At 66.3% G+C, this 16028-nt stretch carries 19 protein-coding genes; 15 read left to right on the top strand and 4 right to left on the bottom strand.

The genetic code is table 11. From position 1 onward, the window contains the following. Positions 1-513 precede the first annotated feature (513 nt). Positions 514-744, bottom strand: coding sequence for a hypothetical protein (locus BIV24_RS33980; protein ID WP_143064667.1), 231 nt, complete (start codon positions 742-744; stop codon positions 514-516). A gap of 199 nt (positions 745-943) precedes the next feature. Here BIV24_RS33980 and BIV24_RS26490 point away from each other — a divergent pair, with 199 nt between their 5' ends. Beyond that, a complete protein-coding gene (locus tag BIV24_RS26490; RefSeq protein ID WP_071368979.1) occupies positions 944-1996 on the top strand; it encodes a phosphotransferase enzyme family protein in 1053 nt (350 codons plus the stop codon). A 485-nt stretch (positions 1997-2481) separates the two neighbouring features. Here the strand turns inward: BIV24_RS26490 and galE are convergent, their stop codons facing one another. After that, on the bottom strand, positions 2482-3477 hold the full coding sequence (gene galE, locus BIV24_RS26495) for a UDP-glucose 4-epimerase GalE (protein WP_071368980.1): 996 nt from the start codon (positions 3475-3477) through the stop codon (positions 2482-2484). 635 nt (positions 3478-4112) lie between these two features. On the opposite strand from galE, the gene BIV24_RS26500 reads away from it, so the two are divergent. From BIV24_RS26500 to BIV24_RS26510, 3 genes are all read left to right on the top strand, one after another. Beyond that, on the top strand, positions 4113-4580 hold the full coding sequence (locus BIV24_RS26500) for an NUDIX hydrolase (protein WP_071368981.1): 468 nt from the start codon (positions 4113-4115) through the stop codon (positions 4578-4580). Positions 4581-4765: 185 nt separating this feature from the next. Further along, a complete protein-coding gene (locus tag BIV24_RS26505) occupies positions 4766-5149 on the top strand; it encodes a DUF4254 domain-containing protein (protein ID WP_143064668.1) in 384 nt (127 codons plus the stop codon). Continuing rightward, entirely contained in the window at positions 5150-5452 is a 303-nt protein-coding gene (locus BIV24_RS26510; RefSeq protein ID WP_071368983.1) for a phosphotransferase, read from the top strand. It begins immediately after the preceding gene. Between the two features lie 728 nt (positions 5453-6180). Here the strand turns inward: BIV24_RS26510 and BIV24_RS26515 are convergent. Both BIV24_RS26515 and BIV24_RS26520 read right to left on the bottom strand, forming a co-directional pair. Then, positions 6181-7014: a DUF1932 domain-containing protein gene (locus BIV24_RS26515; RefSeq protein WP_071368984.1), complete on the bottom strand. Its 834-nt coding sequence runs from the start codon at positions 7012-7014 to the stop codon at positions 6181-6183. After that, positions 7011-8378 carry an NsdA family TPR-like regulatory protein gene (locus tag BIV24_RS26520; RefSeq protein ID WP_071368985.1) on the bottom strand — a complete coding sequence of 456 codons (1368 nt, stop codon included), beginning with the start codon at positions 8376-8378 and terminating at the stop codon, positions 7011-7013. Before BIV24_RS26520 ends, BIV24_RS26515 begins: the two co-directional genes overlap by 4 nt. A gap of 463 nt (positions 8379-8841) precedes the next feature. Here BIV24_RS26520 and BIV24_RS26525 point away from each other — a divergent pair, with 463 nt between their 5' ends. The 11 genes from BIV24_RS26525 to BIV24_RS26570 all read left to right on the top strand — a co-directional run bounded on the left by BIV24_RS26525 (position 8842) and on the right by BIV24_RS26570 (position 15943). Continuing rightward, positions 8842-9261 (top strand): ATP-binding protein, encoded by a 420-nt coding sequence (locus tag BIV24_RS26525; RefSeq protein ID WP_071368986.1) that lies wholly within the window; start codon positions 8842-8844, stop codon positions 9259-9261. Continuing rightward, positions 9258-9743, top strand: coding sequence for a DUF6415 family natural product biosynthesis protein (locus BIV24_RS26530; protein ID WP_071368987.1), 486 nt, complete (start codon positions 9258-9260; stop codon positions 9741-9743). Before BIV24_RS26525 ends, BIV24_RS26530 begins: the two co-directional genes overlap by 4 nt. Then, complete coding sequence (locus BIV24_RS34590; protein ID WP_177198828.1) at positions 9740-9877, top strand: hypothetical protein; 138 nt, start codon at positions 9740-9742, stop codon at positions 9875-9877. Before BIV24_RS26530 ends, BIV24_RS34590 begins: the two co-directional genes overlap by 4 nt. Next, positions 9871-10335 carry a DUF6302 family protein gene (locus BIV24_RS26535; protein WP_071368988.1) on the top strand — a complete coding sequence of 155 codons (465 nt, stop codon included), beginning with the start codon at positions 9871-9873 and terminating at the stop codon, positions 10333-10335. The genes BIV24_RS34590 and BIV24_RS26535 overlap by 7 nt, the downstream gene beginning before the upstream one ends. Before the next feature lie 55 nt (positions 10336-10390). Further along, on the top strand, positions 10391-11212 hold the full coding sequence (locus BIV24_RS26540) for a hypothetical protein (protein ID WP_071368989.1): 822 nt from the start codon (positions 10391-10393) through the stop codon (positions 11210-11212). Continuing rightward, positions 11209-11853 (top strand): hypothetical protein, encoded by a 645-nt coding sequence (locus BIV24_RS26545; protein ID WP_071368990.1) that lies wholly within the window; start codon positions 11209-11211, stop codon positions 11851-11853. The genes BIV24_RS26540 and BIV24_RS26545 overlap by 4 nt, the downstream gene beginning before the upstream one ends. Positions 11854-12023: 170 nt before the next feature. Then, complete coding sequence (queC, locus tag BIV24_RS26550; RefSeq protein ID WP_071368991.1) at positions 12024-12737, top strand: 7-cyano-7-deazaguanine synthase QueC; 714 nt, start codon at positions 12024-12026, stop codon at positions 12735-12737. After that, positions 12734-13426 carry a 6-pyruvoyl trahydropterin synthase family protein gene (locus BIV24_RS26555; RefSeq protein WP_071368992.1) on the top strand — a complete coding sequence of 231 codons (693 nt, stop codon included), beginning with the start codon at positions 12734-12736 and terminating at the stop codon, positions 13424-13426. The genes queC and BIV24_RS26555 overlap by 4 nt, the downstream gene beginning before the upstream one ends. Further along, positions 13423-14181 carry a 7-carboxy-7-deazaguanine synthase QueE gene (locus BIV24_RS26560; protein WP_071368993.1) on the top strand — a complete coding sequence of 253 codons (759 nt, stop codon included), beginning with the start codon at positions 13423-13425 and terminating at the stop codon, positions 14179-14181. The genes BIV24_RS26555 and BIV24_RS26560 overlap by 4 nt, the downstream gene beginning before the upstream one ends. Then, positions 14171-14842 (top strand): GTP cyclohydrolase I, encoded by a 672-nt coding sequence (folE, locus tag BIV24_RS26565; RefSeq protein WP_245766949.1) that lies wholly within the window; start codon positions 14171-14173, stop codon positions 14840-14842. The genes BIV24_RS26560 and folE overlap by 11 nt, the downstream gene beginning before the upstream one ends. A 429-nt stretch (positions 14843-15271) precedes the next feature. Continuing rightward, positions 15272-15943 carry a reverse transcriptase domain-containing protein gene (locus BIV24_RS26570; protein ID WP_218149340.1) on the top strand — a complete coding sequence of 224 codons (672 nt, stop codon included), beginning with the start codon at positions 15272-15274 and terminating at the stop codon, positions 15941-15943. Positions 15944-16028 lie beyond the last annotated feature (85 nt).

Consider the following 16028-nt stretch of genomic DNA (forward strand, 5'->3'; position numbering starts at 1 on the left):
GGGAGCGGAAGAGGGCTCCCAGCCCGCTCCCACCAACGCATCAGGGGCCCTCCAAAGAGAGCCCCTGACCTGCGAAAATTTCCGACATCGCTGTCGGGACGACAGGATTTGAACCTGCGACCCCTTGACCCCCAGGAGTGAGGGTCAGGGGAATTTTCAGGACATAATCGACTTAATCTGGGCGTGAGTTGTGCGTGGAAGGTCATGCCGTTCACCATCGCCCACACCGTGTGGTCCCCAACTGGTCCCCAAATCAGCTGCACTGACGCCCAGGGGCGAACAGCTGTCGGGCGGGGTGGCAGCCGTGCCCGCCGCGTGGCTGCCACGGAGGACCAGCTGAATCGTGGCAGTACAGGGCCTGTCGGTGCTGCTGGTCGACCAGTTCGAGGTACCTGTCGTACTGGGTTTCGGCGATCTGGCGGTTGCGAATGAGGCGCCCTACGGACGGCGCCCAGCCCACGTCGCCACCTGTCAAGAAGCTGTGTCGCGAGCGGTTTCAGTGTGGGGCGGACGTCAGTTGGGGCGGGTCGCGTGGTGGTTGGTGCTGCGGGGGTTTGTCCAGGGTGCGGTGAGGGCGGCGAGCAGGGAGGTGACAGCGAGGAGGAGGCCTGCGCCCTCTCCGTGATGGAGAGCACGGTAGCCGACGTGAACCTGCGCCGCCGCGGGATCCTCTGCGGCCACCGCCGACGGTGTGGCGACCGTGCGGTGTGGCTGGTGGGCGTGGCCGATCGCCCCTGCTCCCAAGCCTTCGAGGAGACGTTGGAGATGCGGGGCCGCAACAGAACGGGCCTGCCAAAGCACGACCCATTCAGGTAGTTGAACTGCCGATCTGATCAGCGCCGAACCGAGCACTCACCCGAACCGGTGTTCTCCACGCCGATCCGGCAGGCACCAGGCCGGCCTTCACTACGCTCCTACCCGACTACGACCACCGAGGTAGCCCGTGCCCACCGTGTCCTTCCCTCACCTATCCCACCCCGCACAACTCGCCCTCCTGGAAGAGCAGGCGCGGGTCACGCTGACCGAGCACTACGGACTCGTTGGTGCGGCCCTGCAGATGGAGGTTCAGCAGTACGAGGACAACGCCGTCTGGCGTGTTACCTCCCCCGGACGCGACTCGTTCGTCGCACGCCTGTCCGTGCGCGACGGCCGTCCAGCCCACCAGCAGCAAAGCGAGATGCGGTGGCTGGAGAGCTTGGCCGAGTCCCGCACCGTCGCTGTTCCCAGCCCCGTCACCACCAGCGACGGCCGCTCTGTGGTCCCTGTCGAGGTACCAGGCCATGACGAACCGTGCACCCTTGCCCTCCTGCACTGGCTTCCGGGAGCCGCGGAGCCTCCCTACCAGCAGCCCGGTGTGGCCGAGCAGATGGGCAGCGCAACCGCCCACCTCCACCAGAACGCGGCCACGGTGGCACTCCCCCAATTCGACCGGCCAACCTGGGATGCCGAGTCCATCCTCAACAAGGGCCACGCACTGAGCGACCAGCACGCACAACAGCAGTTGGGAAAGGCGGGAACCGAGGCGCTGCGGGAGGTCGCCGAGCGGATCACACCGGCCCTTCGGGAAGGTGGACCCAGCGATCGCGGACGCATCCACGCCGATCTGCACCGAGAAAACATGATCGCGCTATCCAGCGGCGGCATCGGCATCATCGACTTCGACGACTGCGGCACCGGCCACTACCTGCTGGACATCGCCACCGTCCTCTCGTCCATCCACCGCATCGCACGAAAGGAACCAGGCGCCTACGAGAACTTCGCCCGCGCCTACCTGGCCGGCTACACCCAGGTGCGGCCCCTGCCTGCCGACTTCGACCGGCTGCTCGAGCCGTACCTGCTGCTACGCGACAGCATCATCCTGAACTTCGTCACCGCGGCCGTTCCGGTCAACGCAGCCGTCGCATCCTGGGGCCCGGACCGCATCGTCGGCATCGTGGCCAACATGCAGGCGTACCTGGCCGGCCAGCAGTACCCAGGCACGCTGGTTCTCGTTTGAGGCTCAGTCGCGCCCGCAATCTCCTCGCGGACCTCGCGCAGGAGCGCGTCCTCATGGGTAGCGTCGCTGGCCTCGACGCCGCCCCCGATGATCACCGATCAGGATGGCGCGGACACACTGCTTCATCGAAGTCCTTCTCCTCAACCATAGGGCCTGGCGCCAAGCAGTGAAGGCTTCGCCTATCTCAGCAGTGAGGAGTCCGAACTTCAGGGCTACATCCGTCTGGTTGAAGCCCTGGAGGGTCTTGTTTCCCAGGCGATCCTCTGGACGGACGCGATGTCCACGGCTCCTCCATCGGGTGCTGTCGCAGCCTAGCTGGAGCCATGGTTCCGGCGTGCTGGCTTCGACTCCCTCGTCACCCTACTGACGGGAGTTCGAGGGTCGTGGTGGATCCACCAAGCCCGATCCACAGGCCGTGCAGACCATTACCCCTGCACGATGTGCCTGTCTGAGGTGCTGCACGTCAGTGACAGCCTCCGAGGGGATCAGTCCTTCAGCATCTCGTCGCGCACTGGGATCCAGTCCAGAGAGGCCCGAATTCCCTCCTCAAGGGAGAACTTCGAGGCCCATCCTAGAAGTTGCTGGGCTCGGTCGCTCTTGGTGTAGGCGCCGGCGACGTCACCGAGCCGCGGCTCCGCGTCGACGGTGGCAAGCGGCGTGTCGACGACCTGGTTGAAGGCCGCGCACAGTTCTCGCACGGTGGTACCCGAGCCCGTGCCCAGGTTGATCGCCATCGAGGTCTGCGACGTGGTGAGGAGGGAGTCGAATCGGTCGATCGCCGCCAGGTGGGCTGCGGCCAGGTCCCAGACGTGCACGTAGTCCCGGATTCCCGTCCCGTCGCGCGTGGGGTAGTTGGTTCCGGTGACGGGGAAGGCAGTGCCCTCCTGGTGCGCCTGGATCATCTTGCCCAGGGCGTGGCTGGGCCGCTTGAGCTGAAGCCCGGTACGCATCTTCGGGTCTGCCCCGACGGGGTTGAAGTAGCGCAGCGACAGCACGCGCATCTGTCCGGACGCGGCGATGTCCGCGAACATCCCCTCGCACACGGCCTTCGTCCGCGCGTACGGGCTCTGTGGCCCCAGAGGGGAGTCCTCGTCGACAGCGGAGCCGTCGTCAGCTTGGTAGATGGAGGCCGAGGAGCTGAAGATGAGGCGGTCGCAGCCGTTCCTGCGGACATGGCGGACGAAGTCCAGACTCTTTCCGACGTTCGCTTCGTAGTAGCTGATCGGGTCCTCGACGGACTCCGGAACCACGATCAGCGCCGCGCAGTGCACCACCGCGGAGATGTCCGGGTGCTCGGAGAAGATCCGGTCGATCAGCGATCCATCGCAGATGTCGCCCTCGTAGAAGATCCGGCCATCGGTGAACTCCCTGCGGCCTCTCACAAGGCTGTCGAGGATCACCGGGGTGATCCCCTCGTCCAGGCAGGCCGACGTCACGGTGCTCCCGATGTATCCGGCTCCCCCAGCGATAAGAACAGTCACGATATATCTCTTCCCGGCCGATTCCAGAACGAGTTGACAAGTGGCCGCAAGACTAGCGGCGCCCCAGGCGGGGACTGACCGAATCGGTTACTCGGCATATTTCGAACATCTCGTGCAAGCCCTCTGGTAGCCAACCTCGCGCCACATCCCGTTCTGGCCCCGACGGCCTCGAACTGTGGGCCGGTGGCACGCTTGCCCTTCACACTGCGCTGACCGGCCAGCCCGCCCCGGGCCTCGGCCGCCTGTCGGCGCAGGTCCGGGAACGCGCGGCGGCACGCCGGGCTCGGCCGGGACCATCGGCAGCCGCCTGTCGGCCTGGGGGATGCCGCTGCGTCTACTTGACCGTGCGCCGGTCGAGCAACCGCCCGCAGGTGCCGAGGCCGTCGAGACCGACCTGCGTGACCAGTTGGCAGCGGAAAGAGCCGCCACCGGCTGCTCTGTAATCATCCATCTCGCCGGTGTCACCCAGGAGGGGCCGTTCACCGAGATGGTGGAACACAACATCACCAGCAGCCACCACGCACCGTCACCGACCTGCAGCATGCTAGGGCCACCGAGCCGGGGAAGCGTGACCGCCACCAAGCGGTCCTCCGTCCGTTCTCTCTCGTGTATCACGATCAGAAGGAGCAAACGGCATGTCCGACATCGTCAAGCGCAACGCCCGCGCCATCCTCCTCGACGGCGACGAGCTGATCTTGATCAAGCGCACCAAGCCGGGCAGGGACCCGTACTGGGTATCGGTCGGTGGGGGTGTCGAGGAGGACGACGCGACCATCGAGGCAGCCCTACGCCGCGAGGTGTTCGAGGAGATCGGTGGCAAGCTGGAGCGCGCCGAACTCGTCCACCTCATCAGCGACGAGCTGGAGGGCGGCGTGGGCATCCAGCACATCTTCGCCGCGCGCCTGGAGTCGATGGACCTGGCCGCGCGCACGGGTACGGAGTTCGCCAAGCCCGAGCGGGGCGGGTACGAGGTGGTCCGGGTGCCGTTTACCGCCGCGGCCGTCCGAGAGCTGAACCTGATGCCGCCGGAGCTCGCCGAGTTCATCGCCGCGAACACGGACGCGATCGTCTCCGTCCTCGGCACGCCGATCCGCGAGGCATGAGCGATGGTATGAGTCCCGGACTTTGTCCGTCTCAACGGCCCTGACAACATGGGCAAGACGACCCATCTGGTGCGGCTGGCCGCGCGGTGGAAGGAATTCCAGTGGCTGGTCACGGTCCATCAGCACAACCACTTCGGCCTCACCCGACTCACCGCATGTACCGGACTTACAGATGGGAGTCCCCGATGACCCCAAACTCCCCACCACTGGTTCTGTGCCCAGGCCTAGCCCGTGCCATGGTCACGCTCCAGAACAAGGACCGCCGCCGCCTGAACGACAGCGTCACCCGGCTCCACACCATCACCGGACGCCAGTGGGACACCGAGGACCGGGTACACGGCGCCCTCCTGTCCGCCGTCCACGTCGCCGACTACAAGCGCGAGATCGACCAGCTCAACGTCCTCGCGGGGTCGGGTCAGCTTGTCCCGGGCCGCCGCCCGCTCGCTGTGCCAGATCGGCAGCGTCAGACCCGCGTCCATGGTCAGTGTGAGGAGCTGTGCGCCGCCCTGGATTCGCTGGTCTCGGATGTGGCCGCCGGGAGACGTAGGTGCCGGCTCGACTTGATGTAAGTGGGGGGCGGCGCCGTCCCGGCCGTACAGCTTGAAGCGGGCCGGTACGGGAAGAAGGGAACGGAGGCACTGCGGGAGGTCGCCGAGCGGATCACACCAGCCGTTCGGGAAGGCGAACCCAGCGATCTCGGACACATCCACTGCGATCTACGCCGAGAAATCGTGATCGCGCTACCCGGCGACATCATCGACTTCGATGACTGCGACACCGGTCACTACCTGCTGGACATCGCTCCCGTACCGGGGATCGTCCCCACCCGCGTACGCAGTTGTGCACAAAGTCATGTACCGACTGATCGCTAGCACGGCTGCGGGTCAGCGGTTGCCCGTCCAGACGATCCGGTCCGCGAATCCGCCCCGCTCACCCGCCTTGGCGTCCCGGATCTTTTCCAGGTGATCCGGCTCGACCCCCAGGGCTGCGGCGAGCGCACGAACGACTTCCAGCCCGGTTTGGCCCTGTTCTCGCGGATGATCTGAGGAATCCGATCCCGCACCAACTTGCCGTTTCCGCCGTAACTGTCCGCCTGTACTCCCGCACCCATCGCCGCGGGGCGGTCGCCAGCCACCGCCCCTTCGTGCCGCCGCAGCCTAGGGAAGCCGCCTCACGACTCGCCATGCGAACCGCCGATCCCACACGCTCGGAGGGAATGCCGCTTCGATGGTTCGTCACCGCCGTCCCTGCGGCGGCAGAGGGCGGCGGGTCCGCCGGTCGGGAGGGGCATACCTCTGCTGCGGCGGGATGGTGGGCAAGGCAGTGATGCCCAGCGCGGCGTCTCAGGCGGCCAGCGCCTCATCCCGTTACGCGATGGCCTCAGCCCGCTCCCTCGCCAACAGCTTGATCATGACCGCATAGGCTCCCACCGGCTACACAGCGTGTGCGGGCGCCGAAGCCCGATCGACTACGAGCACGACCAACAGGCCGGCTTCAACCCGGAGCTGGCCGTATAGAAGATCTCCACAGTTCGAGGAGATTGACAGACCGAGAGGACTCAGCGCTTACACCTGGGAGAGACCGACACAGCCCTTCCGGGTCAGAATCCTTGTCGTAGGTGCGCGAGAACGTCGGCGAGAGGAAGCGCGTATTGGTCCTTGTTCTTCTCCCAGCGCGCCATCACCGAAGCTGCCGCCTCGGCCATCTCGGTTGGGAGACCTGCTTCCCTGAGTGTGTCAGCGACTTCCTGCATCTCAGGGCCCCATCGCCAGGCTCGTGCGGCCACGCTGGGCAAGTACTCCGGGTCGGAGAGGATCTGTGACGGCATACTCCTTGCCTCTTCCGTGAGGAGGTCGGCGACGCCGTGGGCATCAGCGAGGGCGTGTGAGACGCCGGCCAGTGTGCGGGCGGCCTTCTGAAAGCCCGCGAAGGACGCCTTGAGGGCCGAGGCAGAGCCGACGCGTTCGCCTGCGCTGCGCACCTCCACAGCAGAGTCCTTGAACAGGTTGTGCATGACTTCAACGGCTTGGCCGTCACCAGCTACGTAGAGACGGCATGACCGCTCTGCGCTGGGGGGAGGGCCGAAAATCGCCCCGTCGAGTACGACGGGGGCCGGGCGAATCTCGCTCGCGATCCGTTTCATGCGCTGGGGGCTGATCGCGTTGGCATCGATGTAGAGGCCCGTGAAGGCGTGTCTGGCGACATGGGTTGCAACGTCCTCGGCGGCATGCGGCGGACAGATGGAGAGGACAACGTCGCTCGCACCGAGAGCTTCTTCGAGCGAGGCGCAGGCCGTCAGGCCCGCGTCCTTGGCGCGCTGAGCCGTAGCCGCGCTACGACCGGCGGAAACCCACAGGACGCGGCGGGCCCCGACAGTCTGGGCGGCGATCGCCGCCCCCATCGAACCGGGGTGAAGGACGGTCACTGTGGTCACTGCGTTACTCCAGGGGGAAGCTCGGCTGGGATCTGCTCCTGGTGAGCGACGATAGCTTCGCGCATGGCGATGGCCGCTGGCGTGGATCGTGCGGGATGCAACGCAAGGTGGCGGCCGAACTGCCCCAGGCGCTTCCGGACGCTCTCCGTGCGGCGGCGCGCATTCACGCCGAGCACGTCGTAGACCTGGAGAGCCGCGCCGTCAAGATCGCCCCGGTTCATGCGCGCCATAGCAAGGTCCATGCGTGCCAGTGACATCTCCCCCAAGCGACGGCTCTCCGGAGGGGCAGCCTCGAACATGCATACTGCCTCGTCAGCCCGTGCCTCGGCGTCGCTGAGGTGCTGGTCGCCTCCGAGCCACAGGTGCGTGCTGCTCGCGTAGAAGAGCTGCTTCTCCTCCGGGAAGGCCATCATGCCGCCAGGAAGATCGTCCCCTGCGATCATCCCGTTACGCATGTTGTCGGCGCTGTTCAGGGCAGCGATTGCGTCGCTTGCCTGCTGGAGTTGCCCGTAGGCCCGCGCCTTGATGCTGGCCAACCGGATATGGGCCGTGCCGTACTCGGGTGTGAAGTTGCCTCCGGCCTCGGAGAGGCGTACGGCGTCATGGGGTCGGCCGTCCCAGTAGGCGATCAATGCCTGGAGCCCTCGAACCCATGCCCGCAGGCCGTTGTGGCCAGCGAGTTCGCCGCACATGAAAGCGGTACGGGCCTGAGTCTCTGCTGCGTCATACCGTCCAAGGTCGAAGCTGGCGTTGGCCAAGACTCCACACAACACGCCTGCTGCCACGTAAAGGTCTCGGGTGTACTGGGGTGGCTGGCGGCCCTCAAGGAACTCGAAGGCCCGGTCACGAAGAGCGCGCACTTCACTGAAGAGCGGGCCAACAGGGCGATTCGGATATGTGGTCACGATCCGCCGGATATCTGCCTCCAGCTGCTCCATCGTGTGAGGGCCCACGTTGCTGCTCTCTGCTCTGGCAGCGAACCGTGCTGACTCATTGGCGGCTGCCATCACCACATCCTCGGCACCGTAGTCGAGCTGACCTTCCAGGCTGGATTCTGTCGGGCCACGAAGGTCGGGGGAAGTGCCGGCCGTCGAGGCAGGGGCGAACAAGCGGCCGAGCGGGATTCCCGGGAACATGAACTGCAAGACTCGCCGGGCCTCGGAGCGCGGTGCCGTCTTCACCTCGCCGCGGACCCACCTGACGAACTGACGTTTCTCTGGCGGTGGGGCGGTCGCAAGGGAGGATGGCCCCTCCAGGTCTGCCAGTTCCCGCGCGGCTTCCTGGTACCGCCTCTTGAAGACGTCGTACTCCTGCCAGCCCTTTTGGTTGACCAGGATCTGGAAGAGAGGCGGTTCCGGTTCCATAGCGCTCCTTGGGCTCGGGCGTTCGTCTGGAATCCACGCTAGAAGGAACCGCCAGCCAAGGGCAGGTCACTTGCCCAGAAGGTCCTGCTTGCGATGTGAGATGACAACGATGTGACACAGGACGACACAAGACGACATCGTTAAGGCACTCGTCAAGGCATCACCGCTCGGCCAGACTGCCGCTTCCATCGCAGACATCACGGGGTTCTAGATCGTGCTGTCACGATCCGTTGAGACCGGTGGGCTGACGAGGTGAATCACGATGAGCCGGGCTGCGCGCACGCCCCTGGGTGCCAACGGAGACGGCGATGCTGACGACGACTTCTGCGAGTTGAGCGATGATGTTTCCACGCTTCAGACAACCCATGCTCGGCCCTTACCAGACAGGACTCAACGTTGCTGACGCCGATGGAGGGCGTTTGCTCGATGAGCCAACTTCACGGCTGCCCCGAAGGGGTTGCTCATGACCTCTCTCGTGGGAACGGGCAGCTGCCATTACGAGCAAAGACTGACCGCCGACCCGAAGCGCATCGGGGATGTCCGGCGGATCGTCACCGCATACTTGCGGTACTGGGGCTGGGGAGAGTTGGTCGACCCGGCAGCCATGTGCGTGACAGAACTTCTTTCCAACGTGAGCAGACACGCGAACTCCGACGAGTGCGTCCTCCATCTGGAGACTTCCGACACCGGCGTACGCATCGTAGTAAGCGATGACACGCCGACAGTTCCAGTAGTGCTCGAACCGGACTGCTTTTCCGACAGCGGGCGCGGCATGTTCTTGTTGAGCGAGACGGCCGACGCGTGGGGTGTTGTACCGACCGACAAGGGAAAGGACGTCTGGGTTGAGATTGGTCCGGCCTCCGAGGAGGTCGCCACCTTATGAGCACTGTTTACTCCGGACTGCCCGTACGGGACGTTGAAGCGACCCAGGGTATGAATGTCGAGCCTGCACGGCCGGCAGCCCGCAGGACTCTGCTTGACCTGCTGGGAGCGTTGAACGACTCCTTCATCCAAGACGGCATCGACGACTACCTGGACCGGATCCTCGGTTGGGGTGCTGCGCCGTTGGAGCCGCAGGAGGTAGAGAAGATCGTCCCTCCCCTCCAAAGCTGCCTGTGGCGGCTCGTGACCAACGCCCTGCAACGCGCCCAAGGGTGTCCGGACAAGGCCCTCATACAGCGGATCGGGGCCGCAACTCGCCTTGACAGCAAGGGAGAAGTCGACGGGTTCATCACCGATGCGGCCTACGTACGTCGCCTTGCCGCGCTCATCTCGGATCTGCTCGACGAGGTCTCCGATGACGACGACGGCCCGCTCCCGTCCTTCGGTGCAGGCATGGAGGAGAGCAGCAGGTGTTTGGCGTGAATCGGCCCACAATCACCGCCGTCACCAGTCGTCTCGCCCGCTGCGGCGACACCACGGTCCTGCAGTCCGGTTACCCCTTGCAGGCGCTCGGACTCCTGCGGAGGCTGGGGCTCAAGGAGTTGGTCGAATGCTGACCACCGCGACGAGGTCGACACGTCCCTTACCCATATCTCTCCGCCCCGCCGAGGAAGCGTACGACTACGAGTCCTTTCGGGCTCGGCTCGCCGAGCCCGCGATCCTCGCCGATGCCGTCGCGGTCCGCATCTTCCGTGCGCCCCTGCTCGCCGTGCCGACCGGAGGCGCACGCCGCGGAGGGTACATGTCATTCGATCTGCTGCCGCTGGCCGTAGGGACGCGGGACCTCCTCGCTGGCCGACCCGGCTTCCCGGACCTCCGTGTCCGCTGGTCCGCCGACCACGACGCCTGCCACACGGTCGAGTGGGGAGATCCCGCTCCCCGGCGGTGGGAGGACGACGCGCTCCGTGGCCGCTTCTACGGCTACAGCGAGGACGCTATCGCGGCGTTCCTCCGAGGCCATCCCCAGACTCCCTCTTCGGTCACCTCCGATTCGTGTTCCCCCACGGCTTCGTAGCGGCCGAAGAGGGCCCAACTTTCCGTTCCAACCCTGAGCTGAGAGGACGAGCGTCATGTGCGCGCAGGACCCGCCGCCCACGGTCCGCCCCACCTTCGACGAAACCGTCGTGGCGTGTGATGACCTTCGCCGTGCGTTGGGGGCGGCAGGGATCGGCTGCTTTGATCCGGAAGTGGACGAGGACGCACTGGCCGACGACCCGGTCGTATGCATCAGGTACCTGACCAGCACCGGTGCCGCCACGCTGGTCTCGCTGCTACGCGCCGGATCGGGCGCCTCCCCCGAGACAGTGTTCCCGGCGCGCCCCCTCTCCACGGCCGAAGAGGAGGCTGTCGCCATAGGCAACGACCTCCAAAAAGTGCTGGTCGAGGTGGGCATCGACGGACTGCTCCAGGTGGAGGCCCACCCTCGCGGCGGTCCCCCGGTCATGCACCTCGAACGCCTGGATGGCACTCATACCGCCGCACTGACTGCCCGTCTACACAAGGGTTTGCGCGAGCACTTCGATACAGCAGGCGCTCTGCACGCCGCCTTCCGCGCCCATGGCCTGGACGCAGGACTCCCCATACCTGTCGTACGCGGTCTCCGCATAAGACTCGGCGACGCCACCGTGCACGCAGCGCTCGCACTCGGCAGCCTGCTCGGCGCCGCCCCCGTACTCACGAAGCTCGCGGAAGTCCCGGACTACCCCGAATCGGAACAGGTCATGGACCGCCTCCATCAGGCAGTAAAGGCCACGACCTCTGGCTTCATGGACGTCGAACTCCACCCCAACTGCATGAAGTGCGGCCACCTCCCCACCATCACCCTCGGCGCGCTCGAGCTAGACACAGCCAAGCGCCTGGTCACGGCCCTTCGGCACGGAGACGCCTTGTGAACCATGAACCGGTCGTCCCTTACATCACCGCCCGCGAGGGCGAGGAGGCGGACTCCCTTCTCAACCTGCGTATGCGCCTGGGACCAGACGGTCGGCCGCGACTCGGGTACATGGACGAAGAGCCGCCGGACCGGGACCTACGCGGCACCCTGTGGGCCCGGTACTCCCAGTCGCTCGGTTCCGACAAGATGCCCACCGGCACTCCGCAGTGGCGACTGGTGAACCCGGTCCGCCAGCGTGTGATGATGGGGCTGCTCAGGTGCCAGGTGTGCACGGCCCAGACAAAGCGGACCGACGGCGTTCTCTTCCTGGAGACACTTGACGATCTCGACTTCACCCGCCCAGTAAGGACGGCACAGCCCCCGGTCTGTCTGGAGCACGCCCGGGTGGCGGCCAAGCGGTGTCCTCGCCTCCGGAGCAGAGGGCACGTCGCGCTCCTGGCCACCCGATTCCCGATCTACGGAGTCATCGGTACGGCGTACCAGTGGCACGGAGCGGGTGGCATCCGAGCCGTTTCGGACGCCGGCTCTCACTTCCCTTACACCCATCCCCAGATCGGCTGGGTCCTTGGGTCCCAACTCGTCCGAGAGCTCCGGGACTACCAGGTCGTCAACGTGGACGACCTCGCACTGACCGCCTAGACCACCGCCCGGCCATCCGAAGCCGCGGGCGGGATGGCCGGGCGGTTCCAGCACAGCGCTCGACTACCTGTGCAGCGGCCCTCATCCGACTGTCGCCCCTTCTCCTGGGCGGATTCACTCCACGACCCGGCGCCAAACGGCCCCGGGGAAACTTGAAAGGTTCACGAGAGATGACTGGACATGTGCCGCGTCATGCGGTCGTGATTGCTTCCGGCGGATTAGACAGCTCCGCCGTGGCGTACTTACTTGCGTCGCAAGGCGCCACCGTGAGCTTGTTGTCGTTCGACTACGGACAGCGCCACCGCAAGGAGCTGCAGTACGCCGCTCTCATCGCGGAGCAGCTCGGGGCGTCGCATGATGTCGTCGACCTGAACGGGCTGGGACGCCTCCTGGGAGGGTCGGCGCTGACCGACACGACGGTGTCCGTCCCGGACGGCCCCTACAGCGACGACAGCATGCAGATCACGGTGGTCCCCAACCGCAACGCGATCATGCTGTCTGTGGCGGCGGGAGTCGCTGTCGCGTCCAAGGCAGACGCTGTCGCCTTCGGCGCCCATGCCGGGGACCACGCCATCTACCCCGACTGCCGGCCCGAGTTCCTGGAACAGCTCACCAGGACGATCCGCGTCGGCAACGACGGCTTCCTCACCGACGACTTCCAGCTCCTGGCGCCGTTCCTGACCGTCACGAAGGCGGGGATCGTGACGGCGGCAGCCGAACTGGGTGTGCCGTTCGAGCAGACGTGGTCGTGTTACAAGGGCGGCGACCTGCACTGCGGCACGTGCGGGACTTGTTGGGAACGCAGGGAGGCGTTCCAGCTCGCAGGAATTGCGGATCCCACCCAGTACGCGGACACGGACGCGACCGCGAGGGAACCCCGATGACCGGCCTGTGGCGTATCGGAAAGCTGTTCCGCTTCGAGGCCACCCGCGAGGTGGCCGACGGGCTTGACGGTCATTCCTTCACCGCGGAGGTCGTGCTGGGCTCCGAAGCATTGTCCAATCCTGGGTTCGTCGTCGACTTCGGTGTGCTGGCGTCGGTGAAGAAGCACATCGACGCCGTACTCGACCACCGGGTACTCAACGGTGTCGTCCCCGACCCAAGCGACGATGGTCTCGCGCGGCATCTGACCGCATGGGCCCGGGACAATCTGCCACCCGAGGCCGCTTCGGTCCTCCAAAGCGTCCGCATCCACACAGGCAGGCCGACGTCGATCCCTGCGCGCACGGCGGTGGACTTCGGCGCCACCCACTGGCTCGACGGCCTGCCGCCGAAACACCAGTGCAGCCGGCGCCACGGGCACTCCTACCGTGTCACCCTCCCGGCCCAGGGACCGGCATGGCCTGCTCCATCCGACATGCCGCCGTTCTTCGCGGACTACATCGCGGGAGAACTCGACGGCCGCGTACTCAACGATGTCCTCGACTTCAACCCCACCTGCGAGCACCTGTCCGATTACTTCGCACGCTGGCTGACCGAGCGGGACGTCACCGACTCCGACGGGCGCCCCATCACGGTGCGGGTGTCCGAGACGGAGAGCACCTGGGGCGAGTACCAGGGGAGGCCGGAATGACAGCTGAACTTGTTGGCACGCCACGCCGGCGCCGCACCCTGAGGATCGCGGAGACGTTCGCCGATACCGTCCAGGGCGAAGGGACCAGCACTGGTGTCCCTGCGGCCTTCATCCGTTTCTCGCTCTGCAACCTCACCTGCCGCGGTACTGGTGCCGCGACGGCAGGCCGTGGAGCCGGCTGCGACACGCCCTACACCTGGGACACTACGCGCTTCGATCTGCAGGCCGAGTCGACGTGGCGCGACATCGACGAGCTTGTCGACTGGGCGCTGAGCCGTCCGGAGAAGCTTGTGGTTGTCACTGGCGGCGAGCCGCTCCTTCAGCCGGGAGTGCTGCCGCTGGTCCAGGAGCTGCGTGCAGCCGACCGGGACGTGGAGATCGAAACCAACGGCACCATCATCCCGCCTCTTGAACTCGTTGCGGCCGGACCGTGGTTCAACGTCTCGCCCAAGCTGTCCGGTTTCGGATCCGGCATGCCGGAGCGGAAACGCATCGTTCCCGACGCTCTGAGGGCCTTCGCCAGCAGCGGGCGGGCGCGTTGGAAGTTCGTCGTTCAGGATCCCGCCGAGTTGGACGAGATCGCTGCGCTCGAGGCGGCGTACGGGCTCACTCCCATATTCGTCATGCCGGAGGGCACGAGCGCGGAGGCCGTTTTGGACGGGATGCGGACCTTGGCCATGCCGGTCATGGAGCGAGGTTGGCGGCTCGGTACCCGTCTGCATGTCCTCCTGTGGGGTGATCAGCGTGGCCGGTGAGCCCCAAGTCCACACCGTAGAAGCGGCGAACGGCGGGGCCGGCGGCATGCCTGCCGACCTCGTACCCGAGGCCGCAACCGTCCGACCTGCGATCGACCAGGACTACATCGCTGACCTGTACCGGCAGTTGCTGAGCGCCCTCGGCGAGGACCCCGACCGAGATGGCCTGAAGGACACCCCCAGGCGGGTGGCCCGCTGGTGGTCAGAGTTCCTTGAGCACGACCCAGGCCGCACGGACACGCTCTTCACCCACGAGCGAGCCAGCGCGGACGGCGAGGAGCTCGTGATCGTCTCCGGCATTGTCGTGGCATCGCTGTGCGAGCACCATCTGCTGCCGATGACGCTCGACGTCACCGCCGCCTACTGCCCGGCCGGCCAGGTCCTGGGCCTGTCGAAGATCGTCAGAATCGCCCAGGCCCACGGCCACCGCCTGCAGCTCCAGGAACGCATCGTGAACGGCATAGCGGAGGACCTTGCCAAGGTGACCGGCGCCGCGGACGTCGCGGTGGTGGCGCGAGGCGAGCACGCGTGCATGAGCATGCGCGGCGTCCGTGCTAGCGGTGCGGTCAGCACCTCTGCCGTCACCCGCGGACGTTTCAGCCTCGACCACCCCATGGGGCAGCTGTTCCGCGGGGTGGCGCTGAAAGGAGTCGACCAGTGACCAGATCTGAACACGCACACAGCGCCAGGGGCTTCAAGGTGCCCCAGATCATCCCCACCAGTCCGAGGCCGACTGGTCTGCTGGCATTCGCGGCTCTCGCGGGCACGTGGGGGCTGGAGGCGTCACGGCGTCAGGAGCCGCGGTTGGGAGGGGAGCATGGCTGCTGACATGACGACACCTGGGTGGGGCCGTCGTTCCGACTCTCCAAGACCGCGCGTGTTGGGAAGCGGCCCGTCGAAGGAGGGCGGGATCGTTCCAGCCACCCAGGCTTCCTCCACTGTAGCGCCCAACTCACCACCTGTGACAGCACATTCGCTCATGCCGTACCTGATTCAGCCAATTCACCTCACGCGTGCGGCACGCGAGTGCATGCGGCGGGGCTCGTCCCCGGGGGCTGACGGGCTCAGCTGGGCAGGATTCCGCAGCGGATTGCGCGAGCGGCTGGAGGAATTGGGCGAGCAGCTTCGCGACGAAACCTGGCAGCCCGGGCCGCTGCGGGCATCCCACGTCGTCGCGTACACCGGCAAGCACATCGACACAGTGATCCCCACGGTCCGCGACCGCGTGGTTCACCGCGCGATGCGCCGGGCCCTCGAACCGGTCCTGGACGTCAGAGCGCTGGCACCTTGGGTCTCGGGGTTCAGGAGAGGCCGCAACCGGCTCACTTCTGTACGGCAGGCCGCGGCCCAGCTGGGCCGGGGCCGGACCTGGGTTGTCGACGTCGACGTTCAGCGGGCATCGGCCGGCGCCACTACGGAGGAGGTCATCGACTGGCTGGCCGATCATGTCTTCGACGGCACGTTCCTGGCCCGGGTCCGCACCGCACTTGATGTGCTGCCTGACCCGATCGTGCCGGGGTGCGGGTTGAGCCCGATGCTCATCAATCTGCGCCTGTCACGGGTCGACTCTCAGGTGCAGGACTTCGCAGTGGTTCGGTTCGCGGACAACTACTGCCTGTTCACTTCCAGTCGACGTGAGGCCGGCGAGGCGTACGACGCGCTGACAGCGGCGCTCGCCACGGTCGGCCTGAAGCCGCACCCGGACAAGAGCCGTATCCGCTCCTCGGCGCACGCCGAGGACCTGTTCCTGATCAGTGGGTGACCTCATGTCCCTGTCTTCCACCACGTCCGATGCTGCCTCGGCGGGACGCACGGTTAGGGCGCGTATTGAGTTGTGATCAAGAGTT

This window comes from Streptomyces colonosanans, assembly GCF_001866645.1.
GTDB lineage: Bacteria > Actinomycetota > Actinomycetes > Streptomycetales > Streptomycetaceae > Streptomyces > Streptomyces colonosanans.